Here is an 18,642-nt window from a genome sequence, read left to right on the forward strand (position 1 = left end):
GCTCTAGGACCTGCTTGGAACTTCTGCTTGGAACGTTATAGGGCGCCGGGTAGACGCTTTATGGATTCTAGCATAGCACACGCCAAAAACCGCCAGTGCGGTCGATCGGCATGTTTTTGCGGTGCGTGTTGTCCAGGGACAACACGCACTCTTGCGGGCCGTGCCGCCGCGGAAGGCAACACGGCGGCCGGCGCAAATTACAGGTGGCTGTCCAGGAACGCGGTGAGCTGCGACTTGGAGAGTGCGCCGACCTTTTGCGCGGCAACCGCGCCGTTCTTGAAAAGAATCAGCGTGGGGATGCCGCGCACGCCGAACTTGACCGGCGTCGACTGATGCTCGTCCACATTGATCTTCGCAATCTGCAGACGGTCGCCGTAGTCTTTTGCGACTTCATCGAGAATCGGCGCGATCATCTTGCACGGGCCGCACCACTCGGCCCAGAAGTCCAGCAGAACCGGCTTGTCGGATTTCACGACGTCCTGTTCGAACGATGCGTCGCTGATGTGCTTGATTTGTTCGCTCATTGTATAAATACCTCTTTCGAATCGAGGCTGATTGAATTGCTCGCCACGATACACCAAAACTGAAAACCCGGTCGGGGCTACCAAGGCGCCTCGTTGATTTGCGCAAGCCCTGTGCCGGGCGGCCCGCGCTGGCGCAGGCCCGATGCCGACGCCAGTGTAGCCTAAATCCCTATGCGCTGCCGACGGTGATAGTACTCATACCGCCAGCAGGGTTTCAGTCGTTCAGACCACACTGGGCGGGTACTTTTGAGTCCATTTCCGCGTTTGTTTTCGCGCCCGCCTTTTCATCACTGCTGCGCCTCACGCCAACGATGTTGAGGCGCAGCGCTCCATTGCAAGAGCCTGTCCGGGGTGACTTTTCCGGAGGCGGTATCGCATTGCAGCGCAACCAATGTTAGAATGCGACGTGACGGGCCTCCTCGCATGGAGGGGCGGTCAACCTGGTCAGGTCGGGAACGAAGCAGCCACAGCCGTTTTCCGCCAGTGCCGAGGGTCAGGCTCGTCACCTTCTATTTCTTCCGGTTTTACTCCCCCGCAATAGTCCGTAATACTCCCCGGAATTTTTCCTCGCAGGCATTGACGCCAGAGTTGTCGCGCGCCTCGAAACTAGCGCGGGCAAAGCGGCCATTTCGTGTCGCGATCCCACTGGCGAGGAGGCGTTTCACGCGCCGTTCCGCGTCGCGCGGGGCCTCTCGGGAGGTGCGTTTCAAGGCCCTGCGATTCATCGGTGCGCGCGGGCGTTGCTGATACAATTTCCGGATGACCTATCAAGTTCTCGCACGCAAGTGGCGACCGAAGGACTTTGCTTCGCTCGTCGGACAGGAGCACGTGGTGCGCGCGCTCACGCATGCACTCGACGGCGGTCGCCTGCATCACGCGTATCTCTTCACGGGCACGCGCGGCGTGGGCAAGACAACGCTCTCGCGTATCTTCGCCAAGGCGCTCAACTGCGAGACCGGCGTGACGTCGAAGCCCTGCGGCGTCTGTCGGGCGTGCCGCGAGATCGATGAGGGTCGCTTCGTCGACTATGTCGAAATGGACGCGGCGAGCAATCGCGGTGTCGACGAAATGGCCGCGCTGCTCGAGCGCGCGGTCTACGCGCCGGTCGACGCGCGCTTCAAGGTCTATATGATCGACGAAGTGCACATGCTCACGAACCACGCCTTCAACGCCATGCTGAAGACGCTGGAAGAGCCGCCGCCGCACGTCAAGTTCATTCTCGCCACCACCGACCCGCAGAAGATTCCGGTGACGGTGCTGTCGCGCTGCCTCCAGTTCAACCTGAAGCAGATGCCGGCGGCGAATATCGTCGAGCATCTCACGCACATCCTCGGCGAAGAGAAGGTCGAGTTCGAGCCGCAGGCGCTGCGTCTGCTCGCGCGCGCGGCCGACGGCTCGATGCGCGACGCGCTTTCGCTTACCGACCAGGCCATCGCGTATTCGGCCAACCAGGTGACCGAGGAGGCCGTGCGCGGCATGCTCGGCGCGCTGGACCAGAGCTATCTGATTCGCCTGATCGACGCGCTCGTCGCGAGCGACGGTTCGGCTGTGCTCTCGATCGCCGACGAGATGGCGTTGCGCAGCCTGTCGTTCTCTACGGCACTCCAGGACCTGGCGGGGCTCTTCCACCGGATCGCATGGGCGCAGTTCGCGCCGGGCTCGGTGCTCGACGAGTGGCCGGAAGCCGCCGATCTGCGCCGGTTCGCCGCCGAACTTGCACCGGAGCAGGTGCAATTGTTCTATCAGATCGCGACGCTCGGCCGTAGCGAACTAGGACTCGCGCCGGACGAATATGCGGGCGTCACGATGACACTGCTGCGCATGCTGGCATTCGAGCCGGCGACGGCAGGCGCTGGCGGCATGGGCAGCGCGCCGGCTTCGAAGCCCGCGGCGCGTGCCGGCACGCAGGCCGGGGCGCAGGCGGTCGCGTCGGCTGTTGCGAGCAGCGTGGCGGACGTGCCGCGGGCGGTTGCCGCATCGAAGCCAGTCGCGGCCGCGGCGCCAGTCGTTGCAGCGCCGAGCGCCGAGGTTCGCGCGACGGAGCCGGTCAAGGCCGCGGACCCAGCGCCGGAGATGGCAGCAGGCGTTGCCGCCGCCGCATCCGGCGTCGTGCCGCCGTGGGAGTCGGCCGATGAGCCCGCAGCGGCGCCTGACGCACCCGCCGAACCCCGCGCACAGGCCGCGGCGCAGCCCGAAACGCCGCGCCCAGCGGTGGTCGACGAGGCTGCTGATCCGTTCGCGGCGTCCGGTGCGCGCAGCGGAGCGAGCGCAGCGCTCGACGTGCTGCGCAGCAAGGGCATGCGCGTCGCGACCGACCGCGGCGCCCGTACCGCCGGCGCGCCTGCTGGAGCATCCGCCGCCGCACCGAAGCCTGCCGCGCCGCGCGCCGAAGTGAAGGTGCCGACGCCCGATCCCGCGCGCCGCGCGGCGGCGGCTCAGGAAGCCGAATCGCGCCGTCCGGCGCGCGGCCAGCCGACGCAGGACGCCTCGTCCGCGCCGCCGTGGGACGCGCCCTGGGGGGATACCCCGCCGGACGACTATGTGCCGCTCGGCGCCGACGACGCATATTTCGCGTCGCCCGACGACAGCTTCGTGCCGGCTTTCGGCAGCGAACCGGCCGCTGCGCCCGCCGCATCCGCCGCATCGCCTGCGGCGGCCGTCGTGGACGTGAGCAAGCTGCCTCCCGGCATTGCGCTCGATGCGATCGGTTTTGCGGGCGACTGGCCCGCGCTTGCCGCGACGCTGCCTCTCAAGGGCATTTCGTATCAGCTCGCGTTCAACAGCGAACTGACGGCGCTCGACGGCGCGCTGCTAAAGCTGAGCGTCCCGGTACCGCAGTACGCGGAAGCCTCGCAGGTCGCGAAGCTGAAGGCGGCGCTGGCCGAACGCCTCGGCAAGACGGTGGACGTGGCGGTGGAAGTGGGTCCGGCACGCCGCACGGCGGCCGCGCTCGACGCCGCTGCGCGCGCCGAGCGCCAGCGCGACGCCGAACGCGAGATCGGCGCCGATCCGTTCGTCCAGCAACTGATACGCGAATTCGGCGCGAGCATCGTGCCGGGTTCGATCCGGCCGCTCGCGCCCGAAGCCGCGGCGGGCGGCAGCCAGGCCGCTCATTGATTTGCGGCGCGCGGCGCCCGGGTTTGCGCGGCGCCGCGCGCTTTCCACGAATACAGACGATCCAGAAGGAGTCACGACCATGATGAAGGGCCAACTCGCCGGGTTGATGAAACAAGCTCAGCAGATGCAGGAAAACATGAAGAAGATGCAGGAGCAGCTTGCCCAGATCGAAGTCGAAGGGCAGGCGGGCGCCGGTCTCGTCAAGGTGACGATGACGTGCCGCAACGACGTGCGTCGCGTTTCGATCGACCCGAGCCTCCTCGCCGACGACAAGGACATGCTGGAAGACCTCGTCGCCGCGGCGTTCAACGACGCGGTGCGCAAGGCCGAGGCCACGTCGCAGGAAAAGATGGGCGGCATGACCTCGGGTCTGCCGCTGCCGCCGGGCTTCAAGCTGCCGTTCTGATGCAGTGCCGGCGGGCCGCCCTGGGCTGGCCCGCCGGGCGTGCTTCGCACGCAAAGCCTGCCATGCGAGATTGCCCGGCACCCCGTGCAAGACGCCTCGCACAAGACCTACCGATCTGCCACGCTGAATCCGCATGAAACAACCTTCCGCCCTGGCGGCGCTTGTCGAGGCGCTGCGCGTGTTGCCCGGCGTCGGGCCGAAGTCGGCGCAGCGTATGGCTTACCACCTGATGCAGCACGACCGCGAAGGCGCCGAGAAACTCGGCGGCGCGCTGCTCTTCGCCACCGAAAACCTGAAGCACTGCGAGAAGTGCAATACGTTCACCGAAGCTCAGGTCTGCGAAACATGTCTCGACGAGGAGCGCGATCCTTCGCTGCTGTGCGTGGTCGAAACGCCCGCCGACCAGATCATGCTCGAGCAGACCATGACCTGGCGCGGCCTTTATTTCGTGCTGATGGGGCATCTGAGCCCGCTCGACGGCATCGGGCCGAAGGAAATTCATTTCGACCGGCTCGTGAAGCGCGCCTCGGACGGCATCGTGAAGGAGGTCGTGCTCGCGACCAACTTCACGAACGAAGGCGAGGCCACGGCGCACTACCTCGGCCAGGCGCTGAAGGCGCGCGGTCTCGCGGTCACGCGTCTCGCGCGCGGCGTGCCGGTGGGCGGCGAGCTCGAATACGTCGATGCCGGTACGATTGCCCGCGCGATGATCGACCGGCGCTCGATGTAGCTCGCGCACCGGCCGCGCGCGCTACCGGGAGCGCACCGCGCGGCGCGCATCAACGACACGAAAGGAGACGCATGAGCGCAGCCACTACTCACGAATCCGCATCCGGCGAGCGTCCGACCGGCCCGCTGGCCGGCGTCAAGGTGCTTGAGCTCGGCACGCTGATCGCCGGCCCGTTTGCGGCGCGTTTTCTCGGCGAATTCGGCGCCGAGGTCATCAAGATCGAAGACCCGAAGGGCGGCGATCCGCTGCGCAAATGGCGCAAGCTGTATCCCGAAGCGGGCGGCACCTCGCTCTGGTGGGCCGTTCAGGCGCGCAACAAGAAGTCGGTGACGGTGAACCTGAAGGCCGAGGAGGGCAAGGAAATCGTTCGCCGCCTCGCAAGAGAGGCCGATATCGTCGTCGAGAATTTTCGTCCCGGCCTGCTCGAAAAGCTGGGGCTCGGCTACGACGTGCTGTCGAAGGACAATCCCGGCCTCGTGATGGTGCGGCTTTCGGGTTATGGCCAGACCGGCCCGTATCGCGATCGTCCCGGCTTCGGCGCGATCGCCGAATCGATGGGTGGCTTGCGGCACATCACCGGCTATCCCGATCTGCCGCCGCCGCGCATCGGCATTTCGATTGGCGACTCGATCGCTGCGCTGCACGGCGTGATCGGCGCGCTGATGGCGCTGCATCATCGCAATGCCAACGGCGGCAGCGGCCAGATCGTCGATGTGGCGCTCTACGAGGCCGTCTTCAACATGATGGAGAGCGTCGTGCCCGAATACGGCGTCTACGGCATGGTGCGCGAGCGCACCGGCGCGTCGCTGCCGGGTATCGTGCCCTCCAATACTTATCCGTGCCGCGACGGCAGCATCGTGATCGGCGGCAACAGCGATCCCATCTTCAAGCGCCTCATGACGGCCATCGACCGCGAGGATCTCGCGAACGACCCGGGCCTCGCGCACAACGACGGTCGCGTACCGCGCACCGCGGAGATCGACGGCGCCATCGCCGCGTGGCTCTCCACGCGCACGATCGACGAAGCGCTCGACGTGCTCAACGCGGCCGACGTGCCGGTCGGACGCATTTATAGCGTCGCCGACATGTTCACCGATCCGCAGTTCATGGCGCGCCAGATGATCCAGCAGTTCCGCTGGCAAGGGAAGGTGGACGTGGCGCTGCCCGCCGTGACGCCGAAACTCTCGACCACGCCGGGCGAAACCCGCTGGCTCGGTCCCGAACTGGGCGAGCATACGGACGAAGTCCTGCGGGCGCTGGGTTACGACGGCGAGGCCATAGCACGGTTGCACGCGCAACAGATCGTCTGAGGGACGACAGGCCGGGCACGAGAAACGGCGCGCATGGCGCGCGCCGTAGTCGTGTAGTCGTGAGCGGAAACCGGGCGGAAATGCTCAGGGTTCGATGACGATCTTGCCGGTCACCTTGCGCGACGCCATATCCTTGAGCGCCTGCGCGGTATCGGCGAGCTTGTAGCGCTTCGAGACGTACGGCTTGAGCTTGCCTTCTCCGATCCAGCCAACCATTTCCGCGAATGCCGCCGCGTTGTGCTGCGGCTCGCGGCGCGCGAAATCCCCCCAGAATACGCCGACGAGACTCGCACCCTTGAGCAGTGCGAGATTGAGCGGCAGCTTCGGAATCTCGCCGTTGGCGAAGCCGACCACGAGGTAGCGGCCGCGCCAGCCGATGCTGCGAAACGCCGGCTCGGCGTACTCGCCGCCGACCGGATCGTAGATCACGTCGGGGCCCTTGCCGTCGGTGAGCGCCTTGATGCGCTCGCGCAGGTCTTCGGTGCTGTAGTTGATGGTGGCATCGGCGCCGTAGCGGCGGCAGATCTCCAGCTTCTCTTCGCTCGACGCCGCGGCGATCACGCGCGCGCCCAGCACCTTGCCGATCTCCACGGCGGCGAGGCCGACGCCGCCCGCGGCGCCCAGCACGAGCATGGTTTCGCCCGCCCGCAGCGCTGCGCGATCGACCACCGCGTGATGCGAGGTGCCGTAGGCGAGGGTGAAGGCGGCGGCCGACGCGAAGTCGGCACCTTCGGGCAGCGGCACGCAGGCGTCGGCGCTGGCGATCGCCTGCTCGGCGAAACCGCCCTGGCCCACGTAGGCAACGACGCGCGTACCCGGCGCGAGCTTGACGCCGTCGCCTGCCGCACGCACGATGCCTGCGACTTCGGCGCCCGGCGTGAAGGGCAGCGGCGGCTTCATTTGATACTTGTTTTCGATGATCAGCACGTCGGGAAAATTGACGGCGGCGGCCTTCACGTCGATCACGACCTGGCCCGGGCCGGGCGTGAGGTCGGCCAGTGCTTCGAGCGTGAGCGTATCGGGCGGACCGTACTGGTTGCAGCGGATGGCGCGCATCGTGTCTCCTGTTCTGTCGCGTCGTTCATGAAATCGGCATCAGCGGACAGTGTACGGCAAATCGGGTAAATGCGAACGATCGTGCGATTCAAGCCGGCGCCAATGAGTGGCGTGGAAAATCCACGCCGAAGGGCACAGAAATGGGCGTGCGGCAAGGCCGGCAAGAGCGGCCCGTGGCGCCGGGAACGATGCGCCGGGCTGTCGTTCGCCTGCCTTCTTTCCTCGGTTACAATCGACTGATGCGAATACTACTCAGCAACGACGACGGTTATCTCGCCCCCGGCCTCGCAGCGCTCTACGAGGCGCTCCAGCCGCTCGGCGAGGTCACCGTGATGGCGCCGGAGCAGAACTGCAGCGGCGCATCGAACTCGCTGACGCTGTGGCGTCCGCTGTCGGTACTGCGCTCGGCGACCACGGGCTTCTACTACGTGAACGGCACGCCCACCGACTCGGTCCACATCGCGCTCACCGGCATGCTGGAGCACAAGCCCGATCTCGTCGTCTCCGGTATCAACAACGGTCAGAACATGGGCGAAGATACGCTCTATTCGGGCACCGTGGCGGCAGCCACGGAAGGCATCATGTTCGGCGTGCCGGCCATCGCGTTCTCGCTCGTCGACAAGGACTGGGCGCACCTCGATTCGGCGGTGCGCGTCGCCGCCGAAATCGTGACGCACTACCTCGCCCAACCGTTGCCGGGGCACCCATTGCTGAACGTCAATATTCCGAACCTGCCTTACGAGGAACTCGGCGAGTGGCGCGTGACGCGCCTGGGCAAGCGCCATCCCTCGCAGCCCGTAATTGCCCAGACCAACCCGCGCGGCGAGCCGATCTACTGGATCGGCCCGGCGGGCAGCGCGCGGGACGCGAGCGAGGGCACGGATTTTCATGCGGTGTCGCACGGCCATGTGTCGATCACGCCGCTGCAACTCGATCTGACCCACACGCAGATGTTGCCTGAGACGCACGCATGGGTGCGCCAGGGCGGCAGCGCTTCATGACCGGCGAGCGCACCCGGCGTTTTCCGCTCGGACTGGCGGATCTCGTGCGCGAGCCGCGCGCGTCGCTTGCGAGCGGCGCGAAACCCGCCGCGGCGAAGGGGGCGGCCGTGCAGACCCCGCGCGCCAGCGGCGCGGGTGCTTCGGTTGGCGCCATCGGCGCGAGCAAGCCCGGTGCAACGCGCACAGCGCGCCCCGGCGAAGCGTCGGTGAAGTCTTCGATCAAGCCGCCGGCCAAGCCGCTGGTCAAGTCATCGCCCACCGCGCGCGCGGGCGAAGCGCGCCGCAGCGATGCCCCGCGAACCGTGCAGCCCGCGACGCCTGCCGCATCCGCAAACCGTTCGAGCGCGATGCGCGCTGCTATCCCGCGTCCGGGCGCCGTTCCAGCTTCCGGTGCGCCCGGCGTGCCGTTGAACAGCGCGTTTGCATTGACTTCGGAACGGGTTCGCGAACGCATGGTCGAACGCCTGCGTGCGAACGGCATTGCCGATCCGCGGGTGCTGCAGGCGCTTGCGGCGGTGCCGCGCCACATGTTCGTCGATCCCGGTCTCGCGACTCAGGCCTACGAAGATGCGGCGCTGCCGATCGGCCATCAGCAGACCATCTCGAAGCCTTCGGTGGTAGCCCGCATGCTCGAACTCGCGGGCGCAGGCCGCGCACTCGACCGGGTGCTCGAGATCGGTACCGGCTGCGGCTATCAGGCCGCCGTGTTGAGCCGCATCGCACGCGACGTTTATTCGATCGAGCGCATCAAGCCGCTGTACGAGCGCGCGAAGACGAATCTTCGTCCGCTGCGCATTCCGAATATCCGGCTGCATTACGGCGACGGGAGGCTTGGATTGCCGTCGGCGGCGCCATTCGATGCGATCGTGATCGCTGCCGCGGGCCTCGACGTGCCGCAGGCGCTGCTCGAGCAACTCGCCATAGGCGGACGGCTCGTGGCGCCGGTCGCATCGGCCGGTGCGGCCGGCAGCGATACGTCCCAGGCCGCCCAGGTGCTGATCGTGGTCGAGCGTACGGGGCCGGCGCAGTGGCGGGAGTCGCGGCTTGATCGCGTTTTCTTTGTCCCCTTAAAATCCGGAGTGATCTGAAACCGATGAGTATGTTGCGCGCGATGCAAAGAAACCGCTTGAATGTCGACCTCACCGCAGCCCAGCGCGGCGCTTCAGTCATCGCGCTCTGCCTGCTGACGGCCTGTGCGACGAGGCTCGACCAGGCGCCTGTCGTCGACCGCACCGCGCCGCTCGGCACCGCTGCCGCGCAGCCGGCCGTGCCGCTCGGGCCGCCGCCTCCGGGATACTATCGGGTGAAACCGGGCGACACGCTCTACAGGATTGCGCTCGAAAACGGCCAGAGTTACCGCGACATCGCGACGTGGAACAATCTCGCCAATCCGAATCAGATCGAGGTGGATCAGTTGCTGCGCGTCGTGCCGCCGGGCGCAAATCCGGCCGCGTCGACGCCGGGCGTGGTCACCGCGCCGGTGCCGGGCGCCAATGTGGCGAGCGTGCCACCGGGTTCGTCGGCGGCCGTGCCGCCGATGGTCGGCTCGGGCGGCGGCGCCGCAACCGCGGCTGTGCCGCCGCAGGCAAGCGCCGGCGACACGGCAGCGCCTGCCAGCAGCATTGCGCTGGCATGGCCGGTGCGCGGCCCGGTGCTCAACGGTTTCGACGACACGAAGAACAAGGGCATCGATATTGGCGGGGCGGCAGGCGATCCCGTCAAGGCCGCCGGGGATGGCCGCGTGGTTTATGCCGGAAACGGGCTGCGCGGATACGGCAATCTCATTATCATCAAGCATGACGCCACCTATTTGACGGCGTATGCACACAACCGCGCTTTGATGGTAAAAGAAGGGGATGCGGTCACGAAAGGTCAGAAGATCGCCGAAATGGGCAACACCGATTCGGATCGTGTGATGCTGCATTTCGAAGTCCGCCGTCAGGGCAAACCCGTCGACCCACTGAAGTACTTGCCGCCGCAATAATAGCGAGCCGACCATGCCGAAACCGAAGCGTCGTCCGCAGCAAACCGAGTCTGACAGCCAGGCCGCGCCGGTTTCGGTCGAAGACGGCGCTGCGTCCGGCGAGGACGAGGCGCCGTCCGAGCTCGACAACGGCCGCGAGTTCGACGAGCGCGAGGCAGCCGCGGAAGAAGAGGGCGGCGGCCGGGAGGCGGCCGAACCGGCGCCGGAGGACGATTTCCGCGCGATGCTGCAGGCCGAGTTGACGGCCGACACCATCCAGCACTACCTGAACCGCATCAGCGTGAAGCCGCTTCTCACCGTCGAGGAAGAGCAGCGCTACTCGCGCCTCGCGAAGGCGGGTGAGTTCGAGGCGCGCCAGGTCATGATCGAGCGCAATCTGCGGCTCGTGGTCAGCATCGCGAAGGGGTATCTGAATCGCGGCGTGCCGCTGCTCGATCTGATCGAAGAGGGCAATCTCGGCCTCATGCACGCCATCGAGAAATTCGATCCCGCGCGCGGCTTCCGTTTCTCGACCTATGCGACGTGGTGGATCCGCCAGAGCATCGAGCGCGCGATCATGAACCAGGCGCGTACGGTCCGGCTGCCGGTGCACGTGATCCGCGAGCTGAATCAGGTGCTGCGCGCGAAGCGCCATCTGGAGAAGAATTCGCTGAATGCCGATTCGGCGTCCGAACGGCGCGACGCGAGCATCGACGACATCGCCTATCTCACCGGCAAGACGAGCGAAGAAGTCACCGACATCCTCGCGCTCAACGAACACACCGCGTCGCTCGACGCGCCGCTCGATCTCGACCCGGCGAGCAGTCTGCTCGATCTGCTCTCCGACGACCAGAGCCAGTCGCCCGACGCCGAGGTGCAGCATCGCGAGCTGGAAACGCTCACGCGCGCATGGCTTGGGCGCCTGTCGGACAAGCATCGCCACGTCATCGAACGGCGCTTCGGGCTGAACCATATCGAGCCCGCGACGCTCGAGGAGCTGGCCGACGAAATGGGCCTGACCCGCGAGCGCGTGCGGCAGATCCAGCAGGAAGCGCTCGTGCGGCTCAAGCGCTTTTTCGCTTCCAACGGTGTGCGCAAGGACGCCGTCCTGTAAATGCCGCATTTCGTTTTGTGAATCCGGCAGTTCGACTGGATGTTCGACTGAATGACACCTGTACTCGTATTCGACATCGAGACGATTCCCGATGTCGACGGCATTCGCCGTCTCGACAATCTGCCGGCCTCGCTCAGCGACGCCGAAGTGGCCGAACATGCATTCGCCGCGCGGCGTGAGAAGACCGGCAGCGATTTCCTGCCGCATCACCTGCAGCGCGTCGCGGCGATTTCGTGCGTGTTCCGCGACGGCCAGGGTTTTCGCGTGCGCTCGCTCGGCACGCCCGAGGACGGCGAAGCGGCGCTGATCCAGTCCTTCTACCGCACGATCGAGAAGTACACGCCGCAACTCGTCTCGTGGAACGGCGGCGGTTTCGACCTGCCGGTGCTGCACTACCGGGCGCTCGTGCATGGCATACGCGCGTCGCGCTACTGGGATCTCGGCGAAGACGACCGCGACTTCAAGTGGAACAACTACATCAGCCGCTATCACTCGCGTCACACCGACCTGATGGACGTGCTGGCGATGTATCAGGCGCGCGCCAACGCGCCGCTCGACGCGCTCGCGAAGCTCTGCGGGTTTCCGGGCAAGCTCGGCATGGATGGCGGGCAGGTGTGGACGGCGTTCCGGGAAGGGCGCATCGAAGAGATCCGCAACTACTGCGAAACCGACGTGGTCAACACGTATCTGCTCTACTGCCGCTTTCAGATGATGCGCGGCGGGTTTACCGAGCGTGAATACGAAGACGAGATCGCGCACGTCAAAAATGCGCTTGCCGTGGAGCCGGCGCCGCACTGGGCCGAATATCTCGCGGCGTTTGGCGCCTGAGCGGTGTCTGGGTTGCCCCTGAGTTGCCTGCCGGGGCGTGTCAGCCCAGTTCCAGCACGATCGGCTGATGGTCGGACGCTTGCGTCGCGCTGTCGATTTCGCAGCGCTTCAGATGCCCGCGCAGATCCTCCGTGACGAACACGAAGTCGCACGCGACCGGCCCCGACGACCACTGTTTGGTGTCGTAGACGCCCGCAGTGGGAGGCGGCGTTGCGCCTGGGTGCAGCGTCGTCCATGCGTCGACGAATGCGGGGCTGCCGGCAATCGGTTCGAGCATGCGCGCGTACGCTTCACTGCCCCATGCGCTGTTGAAGTCGCCGCACAGGATCGCGCTCACGGGGCGGCCCGTGGGCGCGAATGGGCCGGTTTCGTTTTCCGCCGGCGCGGGGGAGGCGGCATGCTCCGCCGCTTCCAGCTGGAGCCGCCGCAACTCGTCGACCTGGGCGAGCCGCTGGCGCACGGAATAGAACTCCAGATGCGTGACGAGCACGCACAGCGCTGCGCCAGGCGCCTCCAGCACGGCTTCGAGCGCGACGCGCTGCATCGAAGGTGCGGCGGGATCGGCAGGCCAGGGCAGGGTGTGGCGGAATACTTGCGCAACCGGCAGACGCGTGGCGATGGCGTTGCCGAACTGGCGCCGCCGCGCGCCAGGGGTGTCAGTCGCCGCCGGGAGATCGGCGCCGATGGCCTCGAGCACGGTGTAGCCGGGCAGAAGCCTCGCCAGTTCGGCAAACTGATCGTCGCCGGGGCCGCCAGGCAGGCCTGCGAAGCCGCGCGTGAGTTCCTGCAGACAGAGCACATCAAAGTCGGCGAGCCGCCGTGCCTCGCGTACGGTGCGCGCCAGATCGACCACGCCCGCCGCGTCGCGGCCCCACTGTACGTTCCAGCTCAGCAATTTCATGGCTACCCGCAGGGGGATCGGCATGACTCCAATGTAGGCGAAGGGGAGATCTTTTGTCCCTCGCCCTTCGTCTCAAGCGGAAGCGTCACCCTTCGGCGGGATGCATTTAGTGCAGCATGCCGGAGCACACGCCGCGCGTTGTCCCGGAGACACGATGCTGGCCGTCGAAATACACGGCAAACGGCGTACCGGCGTTGTCGCCCAGCGAATACTGGAAGCAGTCGTTTCCGGCATTCGTGGTTTCGCTGTCCGGCGGGCCGATGCGTTGGACGACCTCCGTTTGCGACATGCCGGGCGTGACCCTGGTCATGATCTGTTCGGGCTTGACGGACGAAGCGCATGCGGCGAGGCTCAGGAGTGCCGCCGCAGCGATGGGGCCGAAGGTGCGGTAGATTAGTTTGCTCAAGTCGATTCCTGGGGTCTAAGGGGGATTGATCCATACGCCAGGCACGTATGATCCATCGGATCAGGCCGAAACGGCAGCCCGCAAGGGCTGCGCGTCCAGTCCGTACGGGCGCGCATGCTGTCAGTCGAGCAACATGTGGACGGCCGGCAACAAGCCCATCGGCGCGATGGGTGCAGCGAGGCCGCCGAACATTAGCATGATTCGCTGCCTGTGAACCACTTCAGGCGGTGCGAGGGACTCGATCGCGGGCACGATTGGCGTAACGAAGCCCTCCGGCACGATCGGGGCGGCCTCTGCCGTGCGGGGCGGCGGCGCCGACTTCGTCTACAATCTCGCCTTTGCCCATTTTTCAATCACCGTCTGTCAGGAATCCGCTGGTGTCTCAAGCCGTCCCCGATTCTCAAGCCGAACCTGTGGAAGCCGCGCCCGCTCCGGATGCGCCGCCGGCCGCCCCCGCCGCGAAGCGCAGCAAGCGCGAGCGCCGGGCCGAGCGGCGCGCTGCCGCCGATGCATCGGTGCTTCACGCCCCGATTCTCGAGATCGAGTCGCTCGACATGGAAGCGCGTGGCGTCGGCCGCACCGTGACCGAAACCGGGGAGCCCGGCAAGGTGATCTTCGTCGAAGGCGCGCTGCCCGGCGAACGCGTGACCTACTCCAGCTATCGCAAGAAGCCGAGTTTCGAGCAGGCGCAAGTGGTGGACGTGCTGCGCGAAAGCGCGGTCCGCACGAAGCCGCAATGCGCGTTTTTCGGCACCTGCGGCGGATGCTCGATGCAGCATCTGGACGTGCGCGCGCAGATCGCCGTCAAGCAGCGCGTGCTGGAGGACAACCTCGCGCATCTTTCGAAAGTCCGCGCCGAAACGCTGTTCCGGCCGATTCACGGGCCGTCGTGGGGTTATCGCTACCGCGCGCGCCTGACCGTGCGCAACGTGCCGAAGAAGGGCGGGGTGCTGGTGGGCTTCCACGAAAGAAAGAGCAGCTACGTGGTTGACATGACGAGCTGCGAGGTGCTGCCGCCGCACGTGTCGGCCATGCTCGTGCCGCTGCGCAAGCTCGTCGAAGGGCTCTCGATCCGCGATCGCATGCCGCAGATCGAGCTTGCCGTGGGCTCGAGCGTGACGGCGCTCGTGCTGCGCATCCTGGAGCCGCTCACGGCCGCCGACGAAGCGCTCCTGCGCGCTTTCGCGGACGAGCACAACGTGCAGTTCTGGCTGCAGCCGAAGGGGCCGGATACGGTGTTTCCGTTCTATCCGCTCGACGCGCAGCTCGACTACACGCTGCCCGAGTTCGACATCCGGATGCCGTTCAAGCCGACCGACTTCACCCAGGTCAATCATCAGATCAATCGCGTGCTGGTTGGTCGCGCGCTGCGGTTGCTCGCCCCCCGGCCGGGCGATCGTGTGCTCGACCTGTTCTGCGGCATCGGCAATTTCACGCTGCCGCTCGCGCGGCTCGCGCGCGAGGTAGTGGGCATCGAGGGCAGCGATACGCTGACGGCGCGCGCGCTCGAGAACGCGCGCGCGAACGGTGTGGACGGCCATACGTCCTTTGCGTGCCGCAACCTGTTCGAAGTGACCGCCGACGACATGCGCGCACTGGGCGCATTCGACAAGTTCCTCGTCGATCCACCGCGCGAAGGGGCGCTTGCGGTATCCAGGGCGCTTGCGGACATCGCGCAAAGCGGCGAAGGCCCGCTGCCGAAGCGCATCGTCTACGTGTCGTGCAGCCCGGCGACGCTCGCGCGCGATGCGGGCCTTCTCGTGCACGAGGCCGGCTACCGGCTCAAGGGCGCGGGCGTCGTGAACATGTTCCCGCACACGTCGCACGTCGAATCCATCGCGCTGTTCGAGCGCGATTGAGTTCGATTGAGCGCTGGAGATTTGCTCCGGGTGCCGCCCGGCGCATCAATGAAAAAACCCGCCGAAGCGGGTTTTTTTCTTCCGGCGCAAGTCAGGCGGAGGCCCGGCGCGGCGGTCTTACCAGAGTTGCCACCAGGGCTTGCTGTTGCCGCTGCCGTCCTTGCTTGGCCGCGCATGGCCGGTGATGTACGGGCTGTCCGGGAACGTCGACGCCAGCACCCGGCGGGTGTCGTCGGCGAGCTGCGGCCGATCCAGCTTCTGGTACGAGAGGATCATGATGTGCAGCGCGTCTTCGATGGCCGGCGCGCTCTTGTATTGCGTGATCGTGAGCTGCGCGCGGTTGATCGCGGCCACATAGGCGCCGCGGCGGTAGTAGTAGTCGGCCACGTGCACTTCGTGCGAAGCCAGCGCGTTGACGATGTAGCGCATGCGTTGCGCCGAATCCGGCGCGTACTTGCTCTGCGGATACTTGTCGACCACCTGCTTGAACGCGTCATAGGCTTCGCGCAGCGATTTCGGGTCGCGCTCGCTCATGTCCTGGCCCGAGAAGCGGCCGAACAGACCCAGGTCGTCGTTGAAGTGGATCATGCCCTTGAGGTAATAGGCATACGCGATGTCCGGGTGATCCGGGTGCAGGCGGATGAAGCGGTCGATGGCTTCGTCCGCGGCGTCGTTCTCGCCGTCCTTCCAGCTACAGTACGCCACGTTGATCTGCGCCTGTTGCGCGAAGTGGCCGAACGGATCGCGGCCTTCGAGCGACTCGAAGTACTTCGCGCACTTGCTCCAGTCGCCGCTGGAGAGCGCGTCCTGGGCCTCCGTATATAATTTGTTGTTGTTCCACGTCGCCGTTTCGTCGGTCTTCTCCGGCAGGCCGTGGCAGGCCGCCACGACGGCGAGCGCGGCGCCGCACGCGGCGATGCGAACGACGTTACCGATCTTGCGGATCGTCGATACGGTCGCCGTGTTTCCGGCCGTGTTCAGGGCCGCGTTCCGGGCAATAGCATGTTGGGCCAGTTTCGTAATCGTGTTCAAGGCTCGCATTTTCCAGTTCAGCTTCAGGTCCCAGGTGACCCAGACTCAATGACCCGTTCAGTTCTTCCGGGAGGCGGCGCCCCCGGCGCCCAAAACAGCATCGACAATTATAGCCTGGGCGCAGTGCCCGATGACGCAGCGCCCGGTGAGTCGCTCGACGACGGCCTTGGCGGCGAGGCGCTTGCGGGCGGCTCATCCAGGCAAAGCGCCGGGCAAAGCGCCACGCAGCGCGACAGGCGCGGCAGCGAAGCGCCGCGGCGCGTCCAGGTGCCCGACGAGCTTGCCGGCGAGCGGCTCGACAAGGTGCTCGCGAAGGTCTTTCCCGAATTTTCGCGCAGTCGTTTGCAGGGCTGGATCGAAGCGCAACGCGTACGCGTGGATGGCGCGCCCGCCAAGGTGCGCCAGGCGGTGCCGCTCGGCGCGACGATCGAGCTCGTGCCCGACCTGCTGCCCGAGCAGCTCGCGTTCACGCCCGAGCCCGTTCCGCTCGACGTGATCTACGAGGACGACGCCATCGTCGTCATCAACAAGCCCGCCGGGCTCGTCGTTCATCCCGCCGCGGGCAACTGGAGCGGGACGATCCTCAACGGCCTCCTGCATCGCTACGGCGAGGCGGCCGCTGGCTTGCCGCGCGCGGGCATCGTCCACCGGCTCGACAAGGAGACCTCGGGGCTGATGGTCGTCGCGCGCACGCTGGAGGCGCAGACCGACCTCGTGCGCCAGTTGCAGGCCCGCACGGTCAAGCGGCGCTATCTGGCGCTCGTGTGGGGCACCATGCCGGACGAGGGCACCATCGACGCGCCGATCGGCCGCGATCCGCGCGAACGCACGCGCATGGCGGTCGTCGCGGGCGCCTCGGGCAAGCCCGCGCGCACGCATTTCCGGCGCGTCGATTCGACCCTGTGGCACGGCCAGCCGGTGAGCGCGATTCACTGCGATCTGGAAACGGGGCGCACGCATCAGATCCGCGTGCACTGTGCGCACATTCGTCATCCGCTGCTGGGCGATCCCGTGTATGGGCACGCGCGCGGGCGGCGCTCGGTCGCGGCGTTGCCGGGCGACTTCGCGCGCCAGGCGCTGCATGCGTGGCGGCTTGGTCTCATCCATCCGGTTACTCGCCGCGCGATGCAGTGGCGAGCCGACGTGCCCGACGACATGGACGAACTGATCGCCGCACTCGGCTTCGGTTCGAACGAGGACGAATACGGCTTCGACGAGGAGATGTTCGACAGCGCCTACACGGACGAAGGTTTCGTGATCGGTAGCGACGAAGACGACTACGAAGACGACGAGCACGACGACAGCGAGGACCGCCGCGCATGAGCAGGCCCCATGAACTGAATTCCGCCGACTTGCTGCTGCCGGACTGGAGCGCGCCGTCGAACGTGCGCGCGCTGGCGACGACCCGTAACGGCGGCGTGAGCGCGCCGCCGTTCGGCCGGTGGCAGGCCGGTGCCGCGGGCGGAGCGGGGCGCGACCTGCCGGGCGGCCTGAACCTCGGCAGGTTGTCGGGCGACGAGCTCGACCACGTCGAAGCGAACCGGGCGCGCCTCCTCGCTTATGCGGGCGTGCCAGCGGCATGGCTCAGGCAGGTGCATGGCGCCGACGTGGTCGATGCCGCCGAGGCGCTCGCCGCCGCACGCGCGGGCGAGCCGCTTGCCGCCGACGCGAGCGTGACGGACCGCCCGGGCATCGCCTGCACGGTAATGGTCGCCGACTGCATGCCGGTGCTGCTGTGCGATGGCGCTGGCCGCGCGATCGGCGCCGCGCATGCGGGCTGGCGCGGACTGGCAGCGGGTGTGATCGAGCGGACGGCCGCTCGCGTGGCCGCACTCGCCGGTTGCGCTCCCCACGATCTGCACGCCTGGCTCGGACCGGCCATCGGTCCGACGGCCTTCGAGGTGGGCGCAGACGTGCGTGACGCGTTCATGACCCACGCAGCCGATGTCGGCGGCGCACAACGCGAGGCGACGGCGGCCGCGTTTGCTGCGAGGCCCGAGGCGAGCGGCAAGTACCTCGCCGATCTCAATGCGCTCGCGCGCTTGCGGCTCGCGGCACTCGGCGTCGTGCGTGTCGGCGGCGGCGACAGGTGCACCTGGACGGAACGCGAGTCCTTCTACTCGTATCGGCGGGATCGGGTCACGGGTCGCATGGCGGCGCTCGTCTGGCTGGCTACCTGACGTATCTGCCTCCGTATTTCACTCTATTGCCACGCGTTTGAGCCGCGTTTTGCTGCGTCGCATCAAAAGCGGCGGAACGCGACGAATTGCAGCACGCGATGTGATGCCGATTGCGTGAGCGCGAGTCGCCTGGCATTGCAACCGCTTGGCCCAACGGCGGTTTTTTATGTGCACGCCGGATTGCGTATGACTTGCCGCGTTTTATTCGTTGCTTA

Annotated in this window: 17 protein-coding genes and 1 other RNA gene; 13 read left to right on the forward strand and 5 right to left on the reverse strand. The window is 66.7% G+C overall.

From position 1 onward, the window contains the following. Positions 1–197: 197 nt before the first annotated feature. Positions 198–524 carry a thioredoxin TrxA gene (gene trxA / locus WJ542_RS10955; RefSeq protein ID WP_027797264.1) on the reverse strand — a complete coding sequence of 109 codons (327 nt, stop codon included), beginning with the start codon at positions 522–524 and terminating at the stop codon, positions 198–200. Positions 525–932: 408 nt separating this feature from the next. Here trxA and ffs point away from each other — a divergent pair. The 5 genes from ffs (at position 933) to WJ542_RS10980 (ending at position 6,087) form a co-directional block, all read left to right on the forward strand. Further along, positions 933–1,031, forward strand: an RNA gene (ffs, locus tag WJ542_RS10960) — signal recognition particle sRNA small type. Between the two features lie 252 nt (positions 1,032–1,283). After that, positions 1,284–3,641: a DNA polymerase III subunit gamma/tau gene (dnaX, locus tag WJ542_RS10965; RefSeq protein ID WP_411189316.1), complete on the forward strand. Its 2,358-nt coding sequence runs from the start codon at positions 1,284–1,286 to the stop codon at positions 3,639–3,641. Between the two features lie 79 nt (positions 3,642–3,720). Continuing rightward, on the forward strand, positions 3,721–4,047 hold the full coding sequence (locus tag WJ542_RS10970; RefSeq protein WP_027797266.1) for a YbaB/EbfC family nucleoid-associated protein: 327 nt from the start codon (positions 3,721–3,723) through the stop codon (positions 4,045–4,047). A gap of 133 nt (positions 4,048–4,180) precedes the next feature. Then, entirely contained in the window at positions 4,181–4,777 is a 597-nt protein-coding gene (gene recR / locus WJ542_RS10975; RefSeq protein WP_411189317.1) for a recombination mediator RecR, read from the forward strand. 71 nt (positions 4,778–4,848) lie between these two features. Further along, positions 4,849–6,087, forward strand: coding sequence for a CaiB/BaiF CoA transferase family protein (locus tag WJ542_RS10980; protein ID WP_411189318.1), 1,239 nt, complete (start codon positions 4,849–4,851; stop codon positions 6,085–6,087). A gap of 84 nt (positions 6,088–6,171) precedes the next feature. Here WJ542_RS10980 and WJ542_RS10985 read toward each other — a convergent pair whose 3' ends face one another. Further along, on the reverse strand, positions 6,172–7,143 hold the full coding sequence (locus WJ542_RS10985; protein WP_411189319.1) for an NADPH:quinone oxidoreductase family protein: 972 nt from the start codon (positions 7,141–7,143) through the stop codon (positions 6,172–6,174). A 239-nt stretch (positions 7,144–7,382) separates the two neighbouring features. Here WJ542_RS10985 and surE point away from each other — a divergent pair, with 239 nt between their 5' ends. From surE to WJ542_RS11010, 5 genes are read left to right on the forward strand one after another with little or no spacing between them, the layout of a single operon-like run. Continuing rightward, positions 7,383–8,144 (forward strand): 5'/3'-nucleotidase SurE, encoded by a 762-nt coding sequence (surE, locus tag WJ542_RS10990; RefSeq protein WP_411189320.1) that lies wholly within the window; start codon positions 7,383–7,385, stop codon positions 8,142–8,144. Further along, positions 8,141–9,232 carry a protein-L-isoaspartate(D-aspartate) O-methyltransferase gene (locus WJ542_RS10995; protein WP_411190527.1) on the forward strand — a complete coding sequence of 364 codons (1,092 nt, stop codon included), beginning with the start codon at positions 8,141–8,143 and terminating at the stop codon, positions 9,230–9,232. The genes surE and WJ542_RS10995 overlap by 4 nt, the downstream gene beginning before the upstream one ends. 11 nt (positions 9,233–9,243) lie before the next feature. Beyond that, entirely contained in the window at positions 9,244–10,128 is an 885-nt protein-coding gene (locus WJ542_RS11000) for a peptidoglycan DD-metalloendopeptidase family protein (RefSeq protein WP_411189321.1), read from the forward strand. A gap of 13 nt (positions 10,129–10,141) precedes the next feature. Then, entirely contained in the window at positions 10,142–11,221 is a 1,080-nt protein-coding gene (gene rpoS / locus WJ542_RS11005; RefSeq protein ID WP_411189322.1) for an RNA polymerase sigma factor RpoS, read from the forward strand. Between the two features lie 51 nt (positions 11,222–11,272). After that, entirely contained in the window at positions 11,273–12,049 is a 777-nt protein-coding gene (locus tag WJ542_RS11010) for a 3'-5' exonuclease (RefSeq protein ID WP_411189323.1), read from the forward strand. A gap of 40 nt (positions 12,050–12,089) precedes the next feature. Here WJ542_RS11010 and WJ542_RS11015 read toward each other — a convergent pair whose 3' ends face one another. Together WJ542_RS11015 and WJ542_RS11020 are read right to left on the reverse strand one after the other, a co-directional pair. Then, positions 12,090–12,950: an endonuclease/exonuclease/phosphatase family protein gene (locus WJ542_RS11015; protein ID WP_411190528.1), complete on the reverse strand. Its 861-nt coding sequence runs from the start codon at positions 12,948–12,950 to the stop codon at positions 12,090–12,092. Between the two features lie 106 nt (positions 12,951–13,056). Next, positions 13,057–13,356, reverse strand: coding sequence for a hypothetical protein (locus WJ542_RS11020; protein WP_411189324.1), 300 nt, complete (start codon positions 13,354–13,356; stop codon positions 13,057–13,059). Positions 13,357–13,910: 554 nt separating this feature from the next. On the opposite strand from WJ542_RS11020, the gene rlmD reads away from it, so the two are divergent. Then, a complete protein-coding gene (gene rlmD / locus WJ542_RS11025) occupies positions 13,911–15,215 on the forward strand; it encodes a 23S rRNA (uracil(1939)-C(5))-methyltransferase RlmD (RefSeq protein ID WP_411190529.1) in 1,305 nt (434 codons plus the stop codon). 117 nt (positions 15,216–15,332) lie between these two features. Here rlmD and WJ542_RS11030 read toward each other — a convergent pair whose 3' ends face one another. Next, entirely contained in the window at positions 15,333–16,256 is a 924-nt protein-coding gene (locus WJ542_RS11030; RefSeq protein ID WP_411189325.1) for an outer membrane protein assembly factor BamD, read from the reverse strand. A gap of 39 nt (positions 16,257–16,295) precedes the next feature. Here WJ542_RS11030 and WJ542_RS11035 point away from each other — a divergent pair, with 39 nt between their 5' ends. Both WJ542_RS11035 and pgeF read left to right on the forward strand, forming a co-directional pair. Continuing rightward, positions 16,296–17,570: an RluA family pseudouridine synthase gene (locus WJ542_RS11035; protein WP_411189326.1), complete on the forward strand. Its 1,275-nt coding sequence runs from the start codon at positions 16,296–16,298 to the stop codon at positions 17,568–17,570. Further along, positions 17,567–18,427, forward strand: coding sequence for a peptidoglycan editing factor PgeF (pgeF, locus tag WJ542_RS11040; RefSeq protein ID WP_411189327.1), 861 nt, complete (start codon positions 17,567–17,569; stop codon positions 18,425–18,427). Before WJ542_RS11035 ends, pgeF begins: the two co-directional genes overlap by 4 nt. Positions 18,428–18,642 lie beyond the last annotated feature (215 nt).

The sequence above is a fragment of the Paraburkholderia yinzeri genome, assembly GCF_046581065.1.
Lineage (GTDB): Bacteria > Pseudomonadota > Gammaproteobacteria > Burkholderiales > Burkholderiaceae > Paraburkholderia.

Coding starts and splice junctions, on each gene's coding strand:
- trxA (WP_027797264.1), bottom strand. CDS start 524: ATGAGCGAACAAATCAAGCACATCAGCGACGCATCGTTCGAACAGGAC.
- WJ542_RS10980 (WP_411189318.1), top strand. CDS start 4,849: ATGAGCGCAGCCACTACTCACGAATCCGCATCCGGCGAGCGTCCGACC.
- pgeF (WP_411189327.1), top strand. CDS start 17,567: ATGAGCAGGCCCCATGAACTGAATTCCGCCGACTTGCTGCTGCCGGAC.
- dnaX (WP_411189316.1), top strand. CDS start 1,284: ATGACCTATCAAGTTCTCGCACGCAAGTGGCGACCGAAGGACTTTGCT.
- recR (WP_411189317.1), top strand. CDS start 4,181: ATGAAACAACCTTCCGCCCTGGCGGCGCTTGTCGAGGCGCTGCGCGTG.
- surE (WP_411189320.1), top strand. CDS start 7,383: ATGCGAATACTACTCAGCAACGACGACGGTTATCTCGCCCCCGGCCTC.
- WJ542_RS11030 (WP_411189325.1), bottom strand. CDS start 16,256: ATGCGAGCCTTGAACACGATTACGAAACTGGCCCAACATGCTATTGCC.
- WJ542_RS11015 (WP_411190528.1), bottom strand. CDS start 12,950: ATGAAATTGCTGAGCTGGAACGTACAGTGGGGCCGCGACGCGGCGGGC.
- rpoS (WP_411189322.1), top strand. CDS start 10,142: ATGCCGAAACCGAAGCGTCGTCCGCAGCAAACCGAGTCTGACAGCCAG.
- WJ542_RS11000 (WP_411189321.1), top strand. CDS start 9,244: ATGTTGCGCGCGATGCAAAGAAACCGCTTGAATGTCGACCTCACCGCA.
- WJ542_RS10995 (WP_411190527.1), top strand. CDS start 8,141: ATGACCGGCGAGCGCACCCGGCGTTTTCCGCTCGGACTGGCGGATCTC.
- WJ542_RS11010 (WP_411189323.1), top strand. CDS start 11,273: ATGACACCTGTACTCGTATTCGACATCGAGACGATTCCCGATGTCGAC.
- WJ542_RS11035 (WP_411189326.1), top strand. CDS start 16,296: ATGACCCGTTCAGTTCTTCCGGGAGGCGGCGCCCCCGGCGCCCAAAAC.
- WJ542_RS10970 (WP_027797266.1), top strand. CDS start 3,721: ATGATGAAGGGCCAACTCGCCGGGTTGATGAAACAAGCTCAGCAGATG.
- WJ542_RS10985 (WP_411189319.1), bottom strand. CDS start 7,143: ATGCGCGCCATCCGCTGCAACCAGTACGGTCCGCCCGATACGCTCACG.
- rlmD (WP_411190529.1), top strand. CDS start 13,911: ATGGAAGCGCGTGGCGTCGGCCGCACCGTGACCGAAACCGGGGAGCCC.